Genomic DNA, 16,621 nt, shown 5'->3' with positions numbered 1-16,621 from the left:
TTGAACGTGCTGCCAATTGTTTCAGGGTCACGGTCACAATTTTGTCGTTTTTGACCCAGGCGGTGATGGCATTCGAGGCCGCTGCGATGGTCGGAAGGACGAGCGCCTCCCCACAAGCTCTTGAATCTTCTAGCCTACTGGCGTTTCCCCAGTTTCCACAGGTAAGCCCACAAGATATTGTGGTTAACAATCCCTAGCAAACCACCCCTTGACGGACTCGGGTCTTTCAAAGTTAATGGACGACGTTGCGGCGGCGACTGGACCAGGCGGATTTACGAGGGCTGGTTCTCATTTCGAAATCGGATTTGAATTCAAGGCGTTTCATCTTTGTCGGTGGTCGCCGCGAGTGCTTTTGTGCCGATCTTGATGCTGCCAAAAAATATGTGCGGGGACTGGCGGCAATAAGCTGTTAATACTATATTTAGTGTTTGCAGCCACCATCACCACAAGATACAGGAACAACATCTCCGGATGACACCTCCTGTCACAGAGCGGATTGAAAGCTGGCTGCGCGTTGAACTCGCCATGCCGGAATGAGAATTTTTGCGCCCTGTTTTCACGCGGGCGTACCAACGAATGAGGATCGGGACCATGCGCATCGAACGTCGTTTCACGAAGGCAGGCCAGTCACCCTATGCGGAGATCGAATTCCGCAAGGCGACGAGCGAGATCAAGAACCCCGATGGGTCGATCGTCTTCCGTCTTGAAAACATCGATGTGCCCGCGCAGTTCTCGCAGGTTGCGGCGGATATTCTGGCGCAGAAGTACTTCCGCAAGGCCGGCGTGCCCGCAAAGCTCAAGAAGGTCGAGGAAAACGACGTTCCTTCCTTCCTGTGGCGCTCCGTTCCCGATGACGCTGCCATGAAGGATCTGCCCAAGGAAAAGCACACCGGCTCTGAAACCGATGCGCGACAGGTGTTCGATCGCCTTGCCGGCACCTGGACCTACTGGGGCTGGAAGGGTGGCTACTTCTCGTCCGAGGAAGACGCGTCTGCTTTCTTCGACGAACTGGCTTACATGCTCGCTACCCAGCGCGTCGCGCCGAACTCTCCGCAATGGTTCAACACCGGCATGCACTGGGCCTACGGCATCGACGGCCCCGGTCAGGGCCACTATTATGTCGACCCGTTCACCGGCAAGCTCACCAAGTCCAAGTCGGCCTATGAGCATCCGCAGCCGCATGCCTGCTTCATTCAGTCCGTCGAAGACGATCTCGTCAACGAAGGCGGCATCATGGACCTCTGGGTTCGCGAAGCCCGTCTCTTCAAGTACGGTTCCGGCACCGGCTCCAACTTCTCGATGCTGCGTGGTGAGGGCGAAAAGCTCTCCGGCGGCGGCCGTTCTTCCGGCCTGATGAGCTTCCTCAAGATCGGCGACCGCGCTGCCGGCGCCATCAAGTCGGGCGGCACGACCCGCCGCGCCGCCAAGATGGTCGTTGTCGACATCGACCATCCGGATATCGAGGATTACATCAACTGGAAGGTCAAGGAAGAGCAGAAGGTTGCTGCCCTCGTCACCGGTTCCAAGATCGTCGCCAAGCACCTGAAGGCGATCATGAAGGCGACCGTCAACTGCGAAGGCGACAATGACGATTGCTTCGACCCGGCCAAGAACCCTGCCCTGAAGCGCGAGATACGCGCTGCCAAGAAGGACCAGGTTCCGGAAAACTACGTCCAGCGTGTCATCCAGTTCGCCCGTCAGGGCTACACGGATCTCGAATTCAAGACCTACGACACCGACTGGGATTCGGAAGCCTACCTCACGGTATCCGGCCAGAACTCCAACAACTCCGTCTCGATCAAGGACGACTTCCTGCGCGCCGTCGAGAATGATGGCGACTGGAACCTGACCGCCCGCAAGGACGGCAAGGTCGTCAAGACGCTGAAGGCTCGCGACCTGTGGGAATCGATCTCCTACGCCGCCTGGGCATCGGCCGATCCGGGCCTGCACTTCAACACGACGATGAACGACTGGCACACCAGCCCGGCTGCCGGCCCGATCCGCGCATCCAATCCGTGCTCGGAATACATGTTCCTCGACGACACGGCCTGCAACCTCGCTTCGCTGAACCTGATGACCTTCAAGGACGCGGCAACGAAGCGCATCAATATTGCTGACTACGAACACGCCGTCCGTCTCTGGACCGTCGTTCTCGAAGTCTCCGTGATGATGGCGCAGTTCCCCTCGCGCCGCATCGCCGAGCTTTCCTACGAATACCGCACGCTCGGCCTCGGCTACGCCAACATCGGCGGCCTGCTGATGTCGTCGGGCATTCCCTATGACAGCGACGAAGCCCGCGCTATCGCCGGCTCGCTGACCGCGATCATGACCGGGATCTCGTATGCAACGTCGGCCGAGATGGCTTCCGAGCTCGGGACCTTCCCGATGTTCAAGCCGAACCGCGAAAACATGCTGCGCGTCATCCGTAACCATCGCCGCGCTGCTTACGGCGAGGCCTCGGGCTATGAAGGTCTTTCTGTCAACCCGGTCGCGCTGATCCACTCCGACAATCCGGACCAGGATCTCGTTGCTCACGCGAAGGCTGCCTGGGACAAGGCCCTGGAACTCGGCGAAAAGCACGGCTACCGCAATGCGCAGGCAACCGTCATCGCGCCGACCGGCACGATCGGCCTCGTCATGGATTGCGACACGACCGGCATCGAGCCGGACTTCGCCCTGGTGAAGTTCAAGAAGCTTGCCGGCGGCGGCTACTTCAAGATCATCAACCGCGCCGTTCCGGAAGCGCTGCGCACGCTTGGCTATTCCGAAAGCCAGATCGCCGAGATCGAGGCTTACGCTGTCGGCCACGGCAACCTGAACCAGGCTCCGGCCATCAACCCGTCGACGCTGAAGGCCAAGGGCTTCACCGCCGAGAAGGTCGATGCCGTGAACGCCGCGCTCAAGAGCGCCTTCGACATCAAGTTCGTCTTCAACCAGTGGACCCTCGGCGCCGACTTCCTGAAGGGCACGCTGAAGGTGTCCGACGAGCAGATGGGCGATATGAGCTTCAATCTGCTCGACCATCTCGGCTTCTCCAAGAAGGACATCGAGGCCGCCAATATCCACGTCTGCGGTGCGATGACGCTGGAAGGCGCGCCGTTCCTGAGACAAGAACATCTGGCGGTCTTCGATTGCGCCAACCCCTGCGGCAAGATCGGCAAGCGTTACCTCTCGGTCGAGAGCCATATCCGCATGATGGCGGCTGCTCAGCCCTTCATCTCGGGCGCCATCTCCAAGACGATCAACATGGCAAACGAAGCAACCGTCGAGGATTGCAAGAACGCCTACATGCTGTCCTGGAAGCTCGGCCTGAAGGCCAATGCGCTCTACCGCGACGGCTCCAAGCTAAGCCAGCCGCTGAACGCTTCGTTGATCGAAGACGATAGCGATGAGGATGCGCTGGAAGAATTCCTGCAGGCCCCTGCCGCCGCGCAGGCCGTGACCATCACGGAAAAGATCGTCGAGCGCGTGATCGAGAAGGTCATCCGCACGCAGGAGAAGCTGCCGGGTCGCCGCAAGGGCTACACCCAGAAGGCCAAGATCGGCGGACACACGATCTTCCTGCGCACCGGCGAATATGACGACGGCCGCCTCGGCGAAATCTTCCTTGATATGAACAAGGAAGGCTCCGCCCTGCGCGCCTTCATCAACAACTTCGCGATCTCCGTCTCGCTCGGCCTGCAGTATGGCGTGCCGCTCGAGGAATATGTCGACGCCTTCACCTTCACCAAGTTCGAGCCGGCCGGCATCGTCACGGGTAATGACGCCATCAAGAACGCCACGTCGATCCTCGACTACGTGTTCCGCGAACTGGCGATCTCCTACCTCGGCCGTCACGACCTCGCCCATGTCGACACGTCCGACTTCAACAACACGGCGCTTGGCCGCGGTGTTTCCGAAGGCAAGGCCGACGTCGTGTCGAAGGGCCTGACCCGCGGATACAAGCCGACCCTCGTCCCGACATCGGGTGATCGTTCGGCGGATGCCAAGGGCTCGGCAACGGCTGCCCCGGCACGCGCGGCAGCGCTTTCGACCGTAACAGCCTTTGCCGGCAACGCGGTCCGCAAGCTGGAGCCGACCGGCGCCGTCTCCACCTCCGAAGTCGTCGCCTTCAAGCGTGACTATGAAGAGCGCGCCAAGGAACTGGCAGAAGAGATCGCGGAAGAGCTGGTAAGCGAAACCGCAGAAGCCGCGACCGGCCTCTTCACCGACAAGGCCGCAAGCGATGCAGCTGCTGCGAAGACGGACGCCAAGAAGCTGGAATCCGAACGCCGCGCTCGCTCCATCATGCAGGGTTACACCGGCAACATGTGCACCGAGTGCCAGAACTTCACCATGGTGCGCAACGGCACCTGCGAGAAGTGCGACACTTGCGGCGCAACGAGCGGCTGCAGCTGATACGGAGAAATGAGCGGGACCGGCCCAACCTTTGGCCGTCAGTAACGCTTGGAAGTTGATTGCAACTGTAACGCGCTCCTGATTATTCACATCGAGGGGCGCGTTTTTTGTGCCTAAACCACATTTTTTCTTGCGAAAAATTAATAACTAGGGCTGCGCCTTATGCGCGCATAAATAATATTTAATCAACCTTAAAGGTTAAGCCACCATTATTGTCAAAAGCTTGGCTGCCGATTATCATAAATTATCGGAGGCTTGGGTAGAGACAATGGAAAGAGACAACCTTCTGAACGGGCCCTGCTATCCGCATTTTCGAAACTCCCAAACCAGTGTGTTTATCGACTGCCGCTCCCGATAGTACGAGTAACGCCAGCGGTGCGTTCAAAAAACGGCGCGACGTATCGCCTGCCCCGCGCCTCTTCGGTTACCGCAATGATGAATTCGACCTTTATTTAATGGCTATGCGAACGAAAGTACGCTGTTGTCACCCACAGTTGTGTAGCGCCACCGCCCGGAATGTATTTCATTTGGCAGAGTCCGATCCAGAAATTCGCGAAACCTTGCAAGCGTCTCTGGTTGTTCGGAAAACGTCGTGAGAAATAATTTGTTCTGGAAGATAAGAAATGGTGCCAGGCGCCGATTGGCGATCTGCATATATTTATAGAACCCTTCCGTGACCGTCGGCCAATGCACGCCCAGAAAATCATCGAGCAATATGATACCACCTGGAACGAGAAGCTCCTGGGCAAGTGCCATGTCATTCACAACGTGAGCGATGGTATGGCCACCATCCACTGAAATCAGGCGCACGCCATCGACACCAAGTCGCCCTCTGACTGTCACCGGTGTCAACGACATGCTGTCAGCAGATATTGCCGTAACGCGAGAGGCGTAATCCGGGAAAAGCTCATGCAGATGCCGCGTAAATATCGCGAGCGAACCTTTTCCACTGTGATCAAGGTTCTTGTCTTGATCCTCGAATAGATCGACTGCGACGCAGCGATCATGATCGCGAGAAATGGCGGACAGCATGAAAAATAGTTTGCCGTGGTGAACGCCGATCTCGAGAATATCGCCCTCCACTTTTTGCGCATCATGAAGTTCGCGAACAAATTTCAGAATGTGCGGAATTCTATCGCCAACCCAGCCTTGAACCTCATTCCACGATCGCCTCAGCGCCCCATCCAAAACATCAACTTCGCCCACTCCCGCAACCAATTGCATATATTACCCCTTGTTGAACATGACCTGCAGCACGACAGAACCGTTATTCCGACGGTGCCAATCGCTTTTGTCGTCAACATTTATGGCGCCATCTCGCCACCAGATTGGAAGGAATACTATCAACACCGCATTGTCCGCATGCCAGCCAAAAACCGCCCGCACTATACGTATTGGGGCATCCTGACTTGATCTGCGCCTGACTTGATCTGCGGGGGGAAGCTTCTTGAAAACATTATTAAGGAATCCAAGGCTTCGAACTTGAACTCATGCACCTGCCATCCGAAAACCTGCGACAGCGTCGCAAACCCGTGGCATAAGGCCCGCGAAAACTTTTCTTCGGGCCTGGCGTCATCATGATTCGTATCGAGAATATCAGCAAGCAGAATAGCCATCGTATCCTTTTCATTGAGGCGTCCGCTGCGCTCAATAGAGGCGAGAGCGTCGGTCTGGTCGGCCCAAACGGCGCCGGCAAGACGACGCTTTTCCGGATGATCACGGGACAGGAATTGCCGGACGAAGGGCAAGTCTCGGTCGATAAGGGCATCACCATCGGTTATTTCAACCAGGATGTCGGCGAGATGGAAGGCCGCAGCGCCGTCTCCGAGGTGATGGAGGGTGCAGGCCCCGTCAGCGCCGTTGCCGCCGAGTTGCGAGAACTCGAGGCTGCCATGAGCGATCCGGATCAAGCCGACAAAATGGATGAAATCATCGAGCGGTACGGCGAAGTGCAGGCCCGCTACGAGGAGCTAGATGGCTATGCGTTGGAGGGCCGTGCCCGCGAGGTACTGGCAGGCCTCAGCTTCACTCCGGAAATGATGGACGGCGATGTCGGCGCCCTCTCGGGCGGCTGGAAGATGCGCGTGGCGCTGGCCCGCATCCTCTTGATGCGTCCCGATGTCATGCTGCTCGACGAGCCGAGCAACCATCTCGATATCGAAAGCCTGATCTGGCTCGAGTCCTTTCTGAAGGGCTATGAAGGTGCGTTGTTGATGACATCGCACGATCGCGAGTTCATGAACCGCATCGTCAGCAAGATTATCGAGATCGATGCCGGCAACCTGACGAGCTACTCGGGCGATTACGAATTCTACGAGCAGCAGCGCGCTCAGAACGAAAAGCAGCAGCAGGCCCAGTTCGAGCGCCAGCAGGCGATGCTTGCCAAGGAAATCAAGTTCATCGAGCGGTTCAAGGCGCGCGCTTCGCATGCGTCGCAGGTGCAGAGCCGCGTGAAGAAGCTGGAAAAGATCGACCGGGTCGAGCCGCCGAAGCGCCGCCAGACGGTTGCCTTCGAATTCCAGCCGGCGCCACGCTCCGGTGAAGATGTGGCCGTGTTGAAGAACGTCCATAAGAAATACGGTAGCCGCACCATCTATGAAGGCCTCGACTTCATGGTTCGCCGCCGCGAGCGTTGGTGCATCATGGGCATCAACGGCGCCGGCAAATCCACGCTGCTCAAGCTGGTTGCAGGCTCGACGCAGCCGGACCAGGGCAGCGTCGCCTTGGGCGCAAGCGTCAAAATGGGATATTTCGCCCAGCATGCCATGGATCTCCTGGATGGCGAACGCACTGTGTTCCAGCAGCTCGAACACGATTTCCCGCAGGCAGGTCAAGGCTCGTTGCGGGCGCTCGCCGGATGCTTCGGCTTTTCCGGCGATGATGTCGAAAAGAAATGCCGGGTCTTGTCGGGCGGCGAAAAGGCGCGCCTCGTCATGGCGATCATGCTTTTCGAACCGCCGAACCTGTTGATCCTGGACGAGCCGACGAACCATCTCGATCTAGACACCAAGGAAATGCTCATCCAGGCGCTGTCGCAGTATGAAGGTACGATGCTGTTCGTGTCGCACGACCGGCATTTTCTCGCAGCACTTTCCAACCGCGTATTGGAACTGACCCCGGACGGCATTCATCAGTACACAGGCGGCTATACGGAATATGTCGAACGCACCGGCTATGAAGCGCCTGGCATCAGAAGCTGACGTCCAGCGACTAAGTTTTTCGCGGAAACTTTGAGCTGCTCCATCTCTTTGTCTTCCCTCAAGTCCGGATGGAAGAGAGCTGGCGCCCGGCGAGCTATTGCGTCGATGTTGTGGTGGCCGTCGCGCCGGCATTGATAACCGCAACAGGCGCCGTGCGTCCGCGAACGCGGATCTCAATGCGGCGGCGGGACTCGACGGCCCCGCGCTGACCCGAGGTTATGGTATCGCCGGGTAGGATGAGCTGCGCGGCGGACATCGGAAGGATGGTAGCACCCTTCAGCTTCGGATTGGCCTTGAGCACATTGGCAACGGCGATGGCGCGGGCAAGACCAAGCCCGGCATTATCGGCCGGCAACAGTGCCGAGACCGGCAGCTTGCCGTCGATGGCGTTGATGATCGTATCGTCGAGATTGGATTTTCCGCGTGCCACTGGCTGCTCGTCGGTATGGCCGATCACTTCGACGATATTGGCACCGTAGAGATTGAGATTGCTGGCGATTTCATCCGTGATGGTCGTATCGAGCAATTGGGCGAATGTGCCGGTGAGCTCGGCGCTTCCAGACTGGAAATAGTTCTTCTTCGCATCGTCAAGATTGATGATGGGGGGCCAGTCGTGCATCCCCGTCCCGCTGCCATTGCCAGCCAACAGCTTGTTGACCTGATCGGCTGCCGTGTCCAGCGCAATGCCGTGTTCTTTCAGCATAGTAGCCACTTTTGACAGGGATTGCAGATCGGCCTGAGCGATATCATTGGCGGCCAGCCTGTCGAGCGTTTCCTTTGCCAGGACCAGCTCGCGCCACTGCTTTTCCACGACCGCCTTCTCAGCCACGGACAGATCGCCGGACACGATCTTGGACTGCAATTGCACGATCAAGGCCGTCTGCTCGGATTGCTTCTTTTCCAGGAGGGCGACTTGCTCCTGCGCCTTCTCCAGCTTGCGCTCCACCTCGTAGCGGCGGTTTCTTTCCGCCGAGATCAGGGCGGCAGCGACGAGCAGCAGGCAGAAAACCAGAAGCAGCATGGATTCAGCCATGGTCAGCCCGAGGATCAGGCCGCGATTATAGCCCTTGTGCTCCAATTTCGGCTGAACGTCCGGCTCGCCTGCTACCATAGATGCCACCAGCGTTTTCGCAGCGTGGCATCGTTCGTCGGCCCGACATCGCCATCGTCAGTCTCTGATTTCGGCGGCGGTGTCTGTCCCATGGCTTCGGCCATGCGGCCGAGGGCGACCTCGATATTGCGCAATGGCTGCAGCTGCGCCTCGGACATGTCCTTGATGGCGATGAGCGCCGGCGCCAGCTCGGCACGAACGACATCTTCCGGCGACCGGATCTCCTCGAGCTTCTTGCCGACGCTTTCGACGGCAGTGCCGAATTTGCCGATGATTTCGGACAGCTGGGATGTCGTCGTCGTCAATTGCGCGGCGGCATCGTTGATCGGGGTCACCGCCTGTTTCGCCAGCACTTCCAGTATCTTGTTGATCTCCTGGCCATTGCGCTCCGCCTGATGAGCGATCTCCTCGAATCCCTCCGACAGCATTTGATTGCTGACGCGCCGGTAATGCGAAAACTCCCGCGAGGACGAGTCGAGTTCGGAGCGGACGCGCCGCGTCATCTCTGCAAGCTCGTGGCGCACGCTGCGCTCGATGTCGATGGGGTCTCGCCGCATCTGGTTGAACAGGATGCGCAGCGTCACGCCGGCGATGGTGGAGGTGACGGCAATACCGAAATTGCGGACGATGGTCTCGATCGATGTTTCGCCGGCGAAGAGATAGAGCGAGACGCCGAGGCTCGACAGGGTGAAGAGAAAGCCCATGTAGTAGAGATTGTCGCCGGTCTGCTCGTTATGCAGCCGGAATCCGGCAAAGGCGAGCGAGACGACGAAGTAGATCCCCATAAGCGCCAGCGGAACGCCCGTCACCAGCGGCAGCGACCAGCCCATCAGCTTGGACGACCAGATGAAGATCATGCCGCCAATGGTCACCAGGCCGAAGAGGACCATCGGTCCATAGTCGCGAATGACATATCTCGCTTCGGTGCCGGCCATCAGCGTATCCCCTCCAACCGCACGAAACCGTCGAAATGGCCGTTGCTGCCCTTGATCCATTGCGCCCAGAAGTTTGCGAGATCTTCTATACTGAACTTCATACCTGGCCGCTGGAAAGCAAGGATCTTCACCGAGACACCGTCGAGCGACGTGCGAAAGCGATCATTCGCCGGACTGTGCTGATATTTCTGGTAAGAGACGCCGTCCCGATAATTCGAAAAGGCGGCGGTGTGTTCGATCATGTCGGAAGCGATGAACAGGCGCTTCGAAAGACCGCTCGGTGCGTTGGCGAAGACCTCGAGATTGATCTTCTGGATGGCGGCCATGATCGGCGATTGTGTGCCGGCGTCGCCTGCCGTCAGCTTGCCGGCGATATCCGCCAACGGCTTCTGAAAGCCCTTTTCCCATCGTGCCTGTGCCAGACGCGGGTTGCTCGTCCATTCATCGACATTGGCGCCGCTTCCAGGATTGCAGCCATGGAACGTCTGGATCAGCTCGCCTTCCTTTTCGGTCAGCGCATAAATGTCGATCGCACCGCCGATCGGCACATCGGCCACGATCTTTTGAAACTGATTGCGCAGATCGAGCGCCGTCGTATCCGAGATCGGATCGGTCACATCGAGAAGGATTGCCGTTTCGGCCTTCGGGCCGTCGACAGGGCAAAGCGATGCCTGGTCGATGGCAACATTGCCACTTGCCTTGTAACGCAGCCAGCCATAGCCGCCGACGATCCCGAGGGACAGGACGGCGAGACAAACCGTTGCTATGATGAGACCGGCGGATCCGCCGCTCCGGCTACGCCGCTTGCGTCGCGCCAAGGATGCTCTCCGGGAAAAGATTATCGAGCTGATGGTATTTCTCGATGGCGCGCTCGAATTCGTCGCCGATCTTCTTGATCTGCTCCGTCAGCTCGGCTTGAGCGCTCTGGACACGAGCGCCGAGCACCTTGTCGTCCAACTCCTCGTCGGTGCGCAACACCGGCGTCAGGCGCTCCATGTTGTAGCGCGCACCAAAATAGGATGGCTCCGGTTCGGTACGGGCCTGCCGGTTGGCGTCACGATACATGGTCAACAAGACATTGGCCGCGCGCTCAAGATGGTTTTGGTGTTCGGAGAAGAGCCCAGCCGTGCGGCCACGATGTGCGATGATGGCGGCTGTCTCCTGGCGGCGCAGCGAGAGATCGCGAATGATTTCCTCGATCTTGTTGTTGTGCTCGTCACGGATCTCGCGCAGATCGTCGATCAGATCCAGCTTGCGGTCGATATAATTGTCTCTGGCGGCATCAAGGCGCTTCTGTACGCCGGCAAAACCCGGATAGGGATCCGTCAGGTAGCAACCATCGATAAAGGCGAACAGCGAGAACATCAGGCCGACGGCAAACAGCATCCAGGAGTTCAGCTCCTGCAGCCCAAGCGGCGCTGTCTTCAATCGCTGGATGACCTCGGCACCGGCACCGCTCAATATCGTGGCTGAAACTTCGCGATAATGCGCCAGCGCGATATTGATACCCAATGCCACTGCAACATAGGCGACGAGGCCGAGAAGGCCGAGCAGCTTCAGAGCATAGGAGCGGTGCACCAGAAAGCGGACGCAGAAAAAAGAGAACATCAGCGCCGTGCCGATGTTCAGGAACGCAAAGGCGGCCGCTTCCGTGACGCCGCCGACGATGCCCTGCTCGCTGCCCTTGGCGAGAAAGCTGCCATTCATGACCATTTCGATGAGCACAAGGAAGACGATCAGCGAGACCTTAAATCCCCATGCGGCCTTGCTGGAGACCTTTGCGGCGCGCTGCAGCTTGTGCGTTGCCTTGAAGCCGACCATTTCGTCTTCGGCGGTCTTCAGGTTTCGGCGCAGGCCGTGTAGTTCGTCGACGCCGCTCGCGACCTCCGCTTTGAAATCCGACAGGCTGGAGGCATTTGCCTGACGGATCAGCCCGAACTGTCCCTCGAAGTCGAGATTGCGCAGACGGCTGTCGAAAGTCTGAAACTGATCCTCCAGAACCTGATAGGAGGCTTTCTTCTCGGCCTCGACCCAGGCGACGATCCGCTGCTCCGTCTCGTCAAGAGATTGCGCGCTCTGCGCCGGCCGATTGACCCGCCCGGCGGCGGCCGCCTTGTTGTTCAGATCAAGCGTCGAGCCGAGCTTATCGATATCGACGACGGGAAAAACGTCTGTCGAAGCCCGGAAATCGTGGCTTGTCTCCCGGACGTTGTCCCACAGGCGATTTAAAGCTTCAAAACGCAATGATCTTCCCCGGCGAATTCATCAACTTAGAAAGCACAAACGACAGACCGATACCGCACCGGTTGTTTCCGGTCCAGCGGGATCTAACAGAGGTTAGGATGTGATTGTGGTAAAGAATAGCCCGCGCGCGCGGCTGCGGAAAATCGTTGGCATGGCCGATATCCACCCGCGCTTCCGCGATGGGGGAACCGATCATGCCTCGTCAGAAGGGTTCTTCCAGAAACCGGCCCTGCGCAACCCCTCGTAATAGATGTCGCGCTGCCATTGCTCCTTGATGGGTATGACCGAAAGCCACCGGTCAACGTCGAAGCCGGGATTGTTTTCGTGGACGCGTCGGACGAAGAAATCGGCTCTTTCCTGCTGACCGAGCATGGCCCAGCTTGCGGCAGCGATCCGATCCGCCAGGCGGCCATCCGCCATCCGGTCGATATAGCCGAGCGCTTTCTCGAAGTCGCCGCCCATGTAGCTCGCCGCCGATGCGATCCAGAAATAGGAATCGGGACTGACCGGATTGAGCGCGATCGCACGTTCTATCTTCTCCAGGCCCAGATCCAGGCGCGATGCGTAGACCAGAGCTTCCGCATGATCGGCGATGATGCCAGCGTGATTTGGATTGAGTGCTTCCGCGAGTTCAAGCGCCTCGATGTTTTCGTCGGTTATCCCTTGGAAGGTCTTTGCGACCCCAAGCTCGCGATAGCCGTCGGCGATACCCGGTCGCGCGGCAATGGCCTGCAAGGCATAGTTCTCCGCCTCTCTGAGCAGAGCCATATCGCCGCCGGCCTTGAGCAGCCACTCCTTGGAGTAGGTGCGCGCCAGCGAACTCAAGGCTGGAGCGAAGTCACCACTTTTCTGCAGCGAGGTCTCGAGCTCCAGGCGCGCCCTCTGCAGATTCGGCACGGAGAGGCGATCGAGATAACGCCGGCCGGCAAGGTAGCGCTGATAGGCGGCGGGATTGGTTGCAAAATGCGAGCGCACCATTTCGCGGCGTTCGATCTGTCCAGCGAGGGACAATACGATATGCCGTGCAATGTTCAGTTTTTGCTGTTCCGGCGACGATTGTCCAAGTACAAGCCGCTCTGCCCAAACGACTTCGTCGGTGGCCGTTTCGACAAGCTGCGAGAAGAGCACCGGCTCGTCGTGATGGCCGCTGAGCCGCATGTCGAGCACGTAGGAACGATTGTGCTGGTCGAAGCTTGCGACAGCGCCCTCGCCCAGCCTGCTGATCTTAACCGCCGTGCAGCGATCTCTCACATCCAGGCTATCCAGCGCGTAGAAGCCGACGGTGATGTCCTGAACCAGTGACGCGATATCATAGCCCATTTCGGGCCGGTCCAAGGGCGGCATCAGCAGCAACGGCACCCGCAGTTTTCCGGCACCGGTCCGCAAGTCCGTCGCATTGGCATGCGGCATCGAAGCCCTGCCCTGTCGGTCGGACCACGACGCCAGCAGCTTGCCGCGCTGTTGGAAGATTTGTCTGAAGTGCTCGACTTCTCCGGCCGCGTCGAATATCCGCAGCAGAATCCGATGAATATCCCGATCTTCCGGATCGGCACCCAAGGCAAGGATGGCCGCTTCCTTTACACGAGCAACATCGGCCGCGGCGCTTGCCTCTTCCGCTGCGATTTTAAGGGTTTCCTTCAGCATCCACATATGCCGATGCTTTTGCGTTTCCCGCCAATGGACGAAAACCGGGCTTTCGCAGTCGACGTCCTGGAGAAATTCAGATTCCAAAGCGTTTACAAGGAGGTCGAGTCTTACGAGTATTGGTTGGGCATCGTCCATTTCCGCCGGCAAAATATCGGCGCCGGCGGGCGGCGTATCGAGTTCGATGGTGGTGTCCGTGAAGCGAAGGAATGGCTTGCCCAGCGCCGCCTGCCGGCTTCTGACCCGCGATACGAGTTTTCGCAGATTGGCCTGGGCGCTGCCATTGTCATCCCTGCCCCATAAGAGCTGAGCAATGCCATTGCGGGATGCGCGCGCAGTCGGATCGGCCATCAGATAGGCGATGATTAGCAGGCCTTTCTCGGGAAAGGCCACGTCTCGTCCATCGTCATCCAGAAGCCTCAGGCCGCCAAACATATAAAGTGAAAACATAATCTTGTTCACGAAATCCGCATCGACCATCGCCAACATGGCGAAAAGAAATAAACTTTTGCGCGCCGGATTGGTTTCCTCCCATTTCCAGCGAGCATGGCGAAATCCCCATATGCCTGTAATGTGCAGGAAGGCATTGCGATTTTCAATTCCGATTACCTGACATCGCGAAAGCATTCGCCAAATAACCGGCATGACATAGCTTTCAGCACATCGATTTCATTTGGAGTATCAAGATGACGTCCTCCCTCATCAAGAATATCTGTGTCTACGGTGCCGGTGCACTCGGTGGCGCGATCGCCGCGAAGCTTGCCAAGGCTGAAGGCACACAGACGCAAATTTCTGTCGTCGCGCGCGGCGCTCATCTGGAGGCTATTCGCGCCGGCGGAATCAGCCTCTGGGAGGCCGATGCAGACAGACCAATTATTGCCTCAATGGCGGCCACGGCTGACGCTGGCGAGCTGCCGCCGCAGGATCTGGTCGTCACCGGTCTCAAAGGCCATCAGCTCGCCGCAGCCGTTCCCGGCATCGCGAAACTGCTGCATTCGGGCACCCGCGTCGTCATGATCCTCAACGGCGTGCCATGGTGGTATTTCCATCGGGACCGTCAGAGCGGCCATGCCGAGCATCAGATGAAGGAGCTGGATCCGAACGGCGATCTCTGGCGTCTGATCGGACCGGAACGGATTATCGGCTGCGTGGCCTATCAAGGCGCGGAAGTGATTGCGCCCGGCGAAGTCAAGCTCAGCAATAACGGTCACTTCATCCTGGGCGAACCATCCGGCGAGACGACGGCGGATATCGAAGCGATCGCAGCCCTGCTGCAGCAAGCCGGCGTCAATATCTCCATTTCCTCGCGCATCCGCGACGATATCTGGAGCAAGCTGATGGGCAATGCCGCATTCAATCCGATTAGCGCCCTCACCCTTGGCTTAATGTCGGACATCATGGACGATCCTGCGCTTGCCGCCATGGTTGGCCAGGTGATGAGTGAAGTGAAGGCCGTCGCGGAGGCCCTGGGATCGCAAATCGCGATGTCCATCGAGGAACGCCTCGAGCGCTCCCGCCAGATCGGGCCTGTTCGCACGTCAATGCTGCAGGATCTGCTTGCCGGAAAGGCGTTGGAAATCACACCTTTGGTCGGCGTCCTCGTGGCGCTCGGAAGGCTTACCAATGTGCCGACGCCGGTCTCGGCGACGATCCTGGCGCTGGTGACGCAACTCGACCGCAAAAACCAGCAAAGCGCCGACTGAAACGCGTCGCGCGCTCTGGGATTCGTGAGGCAAATCCTCAATCTTCCGGCAGCGGTCCGTCAGCCATTGCCGGAGGAATTTCGCGCAAGCCAATTCTTTATATCTCACTTACTTCTTCGTCTCCGGCCTCGAATGGATTTCCTATGAGCGCCGACGGTACGCTTGCGGTGGAATATGGAGATAGATCCCATGCTCGATACGCACGCACCCAATCTTACGGAATCCATACGCATCCTCGTTCACAACAGCGACGAGAAGCATCATCGCATTCCGGCAGCGGCTGCCCCAACGAAGCGCTCGCGCAAAAGACAGCCTGGCTCGCGCCAAGTGCGGGAAAAGCGCACCTTTCAGGCCATGTTCGCCTTCGGGCTGCTGCTCGGCGCGCTTGAGCTGTTCATCGTGTTGCATTACCTCTGAGATTTCACCCACATGAGTAGACCGACTTTTCAACGGCGGATCGGCGGTGCGATCACCGCCCTCATCACGCCTTTCCGCGACGGCATTTTCGATGGCGTCGATATGATGGCACATATCGAATGGCAGCTATTGAGCGGGATCGATGGACTTCTCGTCTGTTCGCTGACGGGCGAAGGCCCGACGCTGACCGAGGCGGAGCGCATCCGCGCCATCGAAATCTGCATCGAACTTTCCGAAGACAAGGTGCCCGTCATCGTCGCAACCGGAACCAACGACACGAAGACGACGTTGGAGGAGACGATACAGGCACAGCGCCTTGGTGCCGATGCGGCCTTCGTGACGGTTCCCTATTACTCCAAGCCGACGCAGAAAGGGATCATCCATCACTTCGAGCAGTTGGCGGCTCAAACAGAGCTGCCGATCATCGTCCACAATCAGCCCTCGCACACGGCTGTCGACCTCGCTCCTGCAACGGTCGCGCGGCTTGCTGAAATCCGTGGGATCATCGGGATCGCCGACGGCGGTGGCGACGTCTCGCGCGTCGACCTCTGGCGTCCCTTTCTTCCCGAGCGGTTCGGCCTGTTTACATCCAACGATGCGAGCGCGTTCGGCTTCACGGCTGCGGGCGGTCCTGGCTGCTTTTCAAATGCGGCGAATATCGTCCCCCGCCTTTTTCAATCCATGCAGCACGCGGCTGCGGGCGGCAATATCGGCGCGGCCCAATCCATCGACGAGCGTCTGAAGCCCCTGTTCGGCGCGCTCGCCCGCGAAAGCGAGCCGGCAACAATCAAATACGCCTTGTCACTGACAAGAGACATCGAAGCGGATGTTCGCCTGCCGCTGGTCGGCGTGGGCGCGGAAACGGCCACGGCCATCCAAACAGCAATCGGCCCGTTTCAACTCGACGGCAGCGGCCGCTTCGCCTCGCGAAACACCTACCGTCTGGGATTATGAAGACCGCTCCATCCC

Annotated in this window: 11 protein-coding genes; 5 read left to right on the top strand and 6 right to left on the bottom strand. The window is 58.6% G+C overall.

Annotation, left to right across the window (positions count from 1 at the left end; all coding sequences use genetic code 11):
* The first annotated feature begins 591 nt into the window (after positions 1 to 591).
* A complete protein-coding gene (locus tag HGP17_RS03265; protein ID WP_168805874.1) occupies positions 592 to 4,398 on the top strand; it encodes a vitamin B12-dependent ribonucleotide reductase in 3,807 nt (1,268 codons plus the stop codon).
* Positions 4,399 to 4,857: 459 nt separating this feature from the next.
* Here HGP17_RS03265 and HGP17_RS03260 read toward each other — a convergent pair whose 3' ends face one another.
* Entirely contained in the window at positions 4,858 to 5,622 is a 765-nt protein-coding gene (locus tag HGP17_RS03260) for a class I SAM-dependent methyltransferase (RefSeq protein WP_168805872.1), read from the bottom strand.
* Between the two features lie 353 nt (positions 5,623 to 5,975).
* Here HGP17_RS03260 and HGP17_RS03255 point away from each other — a divergent pair, with 353 nt between their 5' ends.
* A complete protein-coding gene (locus HGP17_RS03255) occupies positions 5,976 to 7,598 on the top strand; it encodes an ABC-F family ATP-binding cassette domain-containing protein (RefSeq protein WP_168805870.1) in 1,623 nt (540 codons plus the stop codon).
* Positions 7,599 to 7,692: 94 nt separating this feature from the next.
* Here HGP17_RS03255 and HGP17_RS03250 read toward each other — a convergent pair whose 3' ends face one another.
* From HGP17_RS03250 to HGP17_RS03230, 5 genes are all read right to left on the bottom strand, one after another.
* On the bottom strand, positions 7,693 to 8,709 hold the full coding sequence (locus tag HGP17_RS03250; protein ID WP_168808068.1) for an OmpA family protein: 1,017 nt from the start codon (positions 8,707 to 8,709) through the stop codon (positions 7,693 to 7,695).
* Positions 8,703 to 9,644 (bottom strand): hypothetical protein, encoded by a 942-nt coding sequence (locus HGP17_RS03245; RefSeq protein ID WP_168805868.1) that lies wholly within the window; start codon positions 9,642 to 9,644, stop codon positions 8,703 to 8,705. Before HGP17_RS03245 ends, HGP17_RS03250 begins: the two co-directional genes overlap by 7 nt.
* On the bottom strand, positions 9,644 to 10,462 hold the full coding sequence (locus HGP17_RS03240; protein ID WP_168805866.1) for a hypothetical protein: 819 nt from the start codon (positions 10,460 to 10,462) through the stop codon (positions 9,644 to 9,646). The genes HGP17_RS03245 and HGP17_RS03240 overlap by 1 nt, the downstream gene beginning before the upstream one ends.
* Positions 10,440 to 11,888 carry a hypothetical protein gene (locus tag HGP17_RS03235; protein ID WP_168805864.1) on the bottom strand — a complete coding sequence of 483 codons (1,449 nt, stop codon included), beginning with the start codon at positions 11,886 to 11,888 and terminating at the stop codon, positions 10,440 to 10,442. Before HGP17_RS03235 ends, HGP17_RS03240 begins: the two co-directional genes overlap by 23 nt.
* A gap of 192 nt (positions 11,889 to 12,080) precedes the next feature.
* Positions 12,081 to 13,982, bottom strand: coding sequence for a hypothetical protein (locus HGP17_RS03230; RefSeq protein ID WP_168805862.1), 1,902 nt, complete (start codon positions 13,980 to 13,982; stop codon positions 12,081 to 12,083).
* A 236-nt stretch (positions 13,983 to 14,218) separates the two neighbouring features.
* On the opposite strand from HGP17_RS03230, the gene HGP17_RS03225 reads away from it, so the two are divergent.
* The 3 genes from HGP17_RS03225 to dapA all read left to right on the top strand — a co-directional run bounded on the left by HGP17_RS03225 (position 14,219) and on the right by dapA (position 16,606).
* Positions 14,219 to 15,235 carry a 2-dehydropantoate 2-reductase gene (locus HGP17_RS03225; protein ID WP_168805860.1) on the top strand — a complete coding sequence of 339 codons (1,017 nt, stop codon included), beginning with the start codon at positions 14,219 to 14,221 and terminating at the stop codon, positions 15,233 to 15,235.
* A 189-nt stretch (positions 15,236 to 15,424) separates the two neighbouring features.
* Positions 15,425 to 15,652, top strand: coding sequence for a hypothetical protein (locus tag HGP17_RS03220; protein WP_168804749.1), 228 nt, complete (start codon positions 15,425 to 15,427; stop codon positions 15,650 to 15,652).
* Positions 15,653 to 15,664: 12 nt separating this feature from the next.
* Positions 15,665 to 16,606: a 4-hydroxy-tetrahydrodipicolinate synthase gene (gene dapA, locus HGP17_RS03215; RefSeq protein ID WP_168805858.1), complete on the top strand. Its 942-nt coding sequence runs from the start codon at positions 15,665 to 15,667 to the stop codon at positions 16,604 to 16,606.
* Positions 16,607 to 16,621 lie beyond the last annotated feature (15 nt).

The organism is Rhizobium sp. P38BS-XIX, from assembly GCF_012641435.1.
Classification (GTDB): domain Bacteria; phylum Pseudomonadota; class Alphaproteobacteria; order Rhizobiales; family Rhizobiaceae; genus Rhizobium.
The sequence above is the reverse complement of the archived record's forward strand: the minus strand, read 5'-3'. Positions and strand labels throughout refer to the sequence as shown.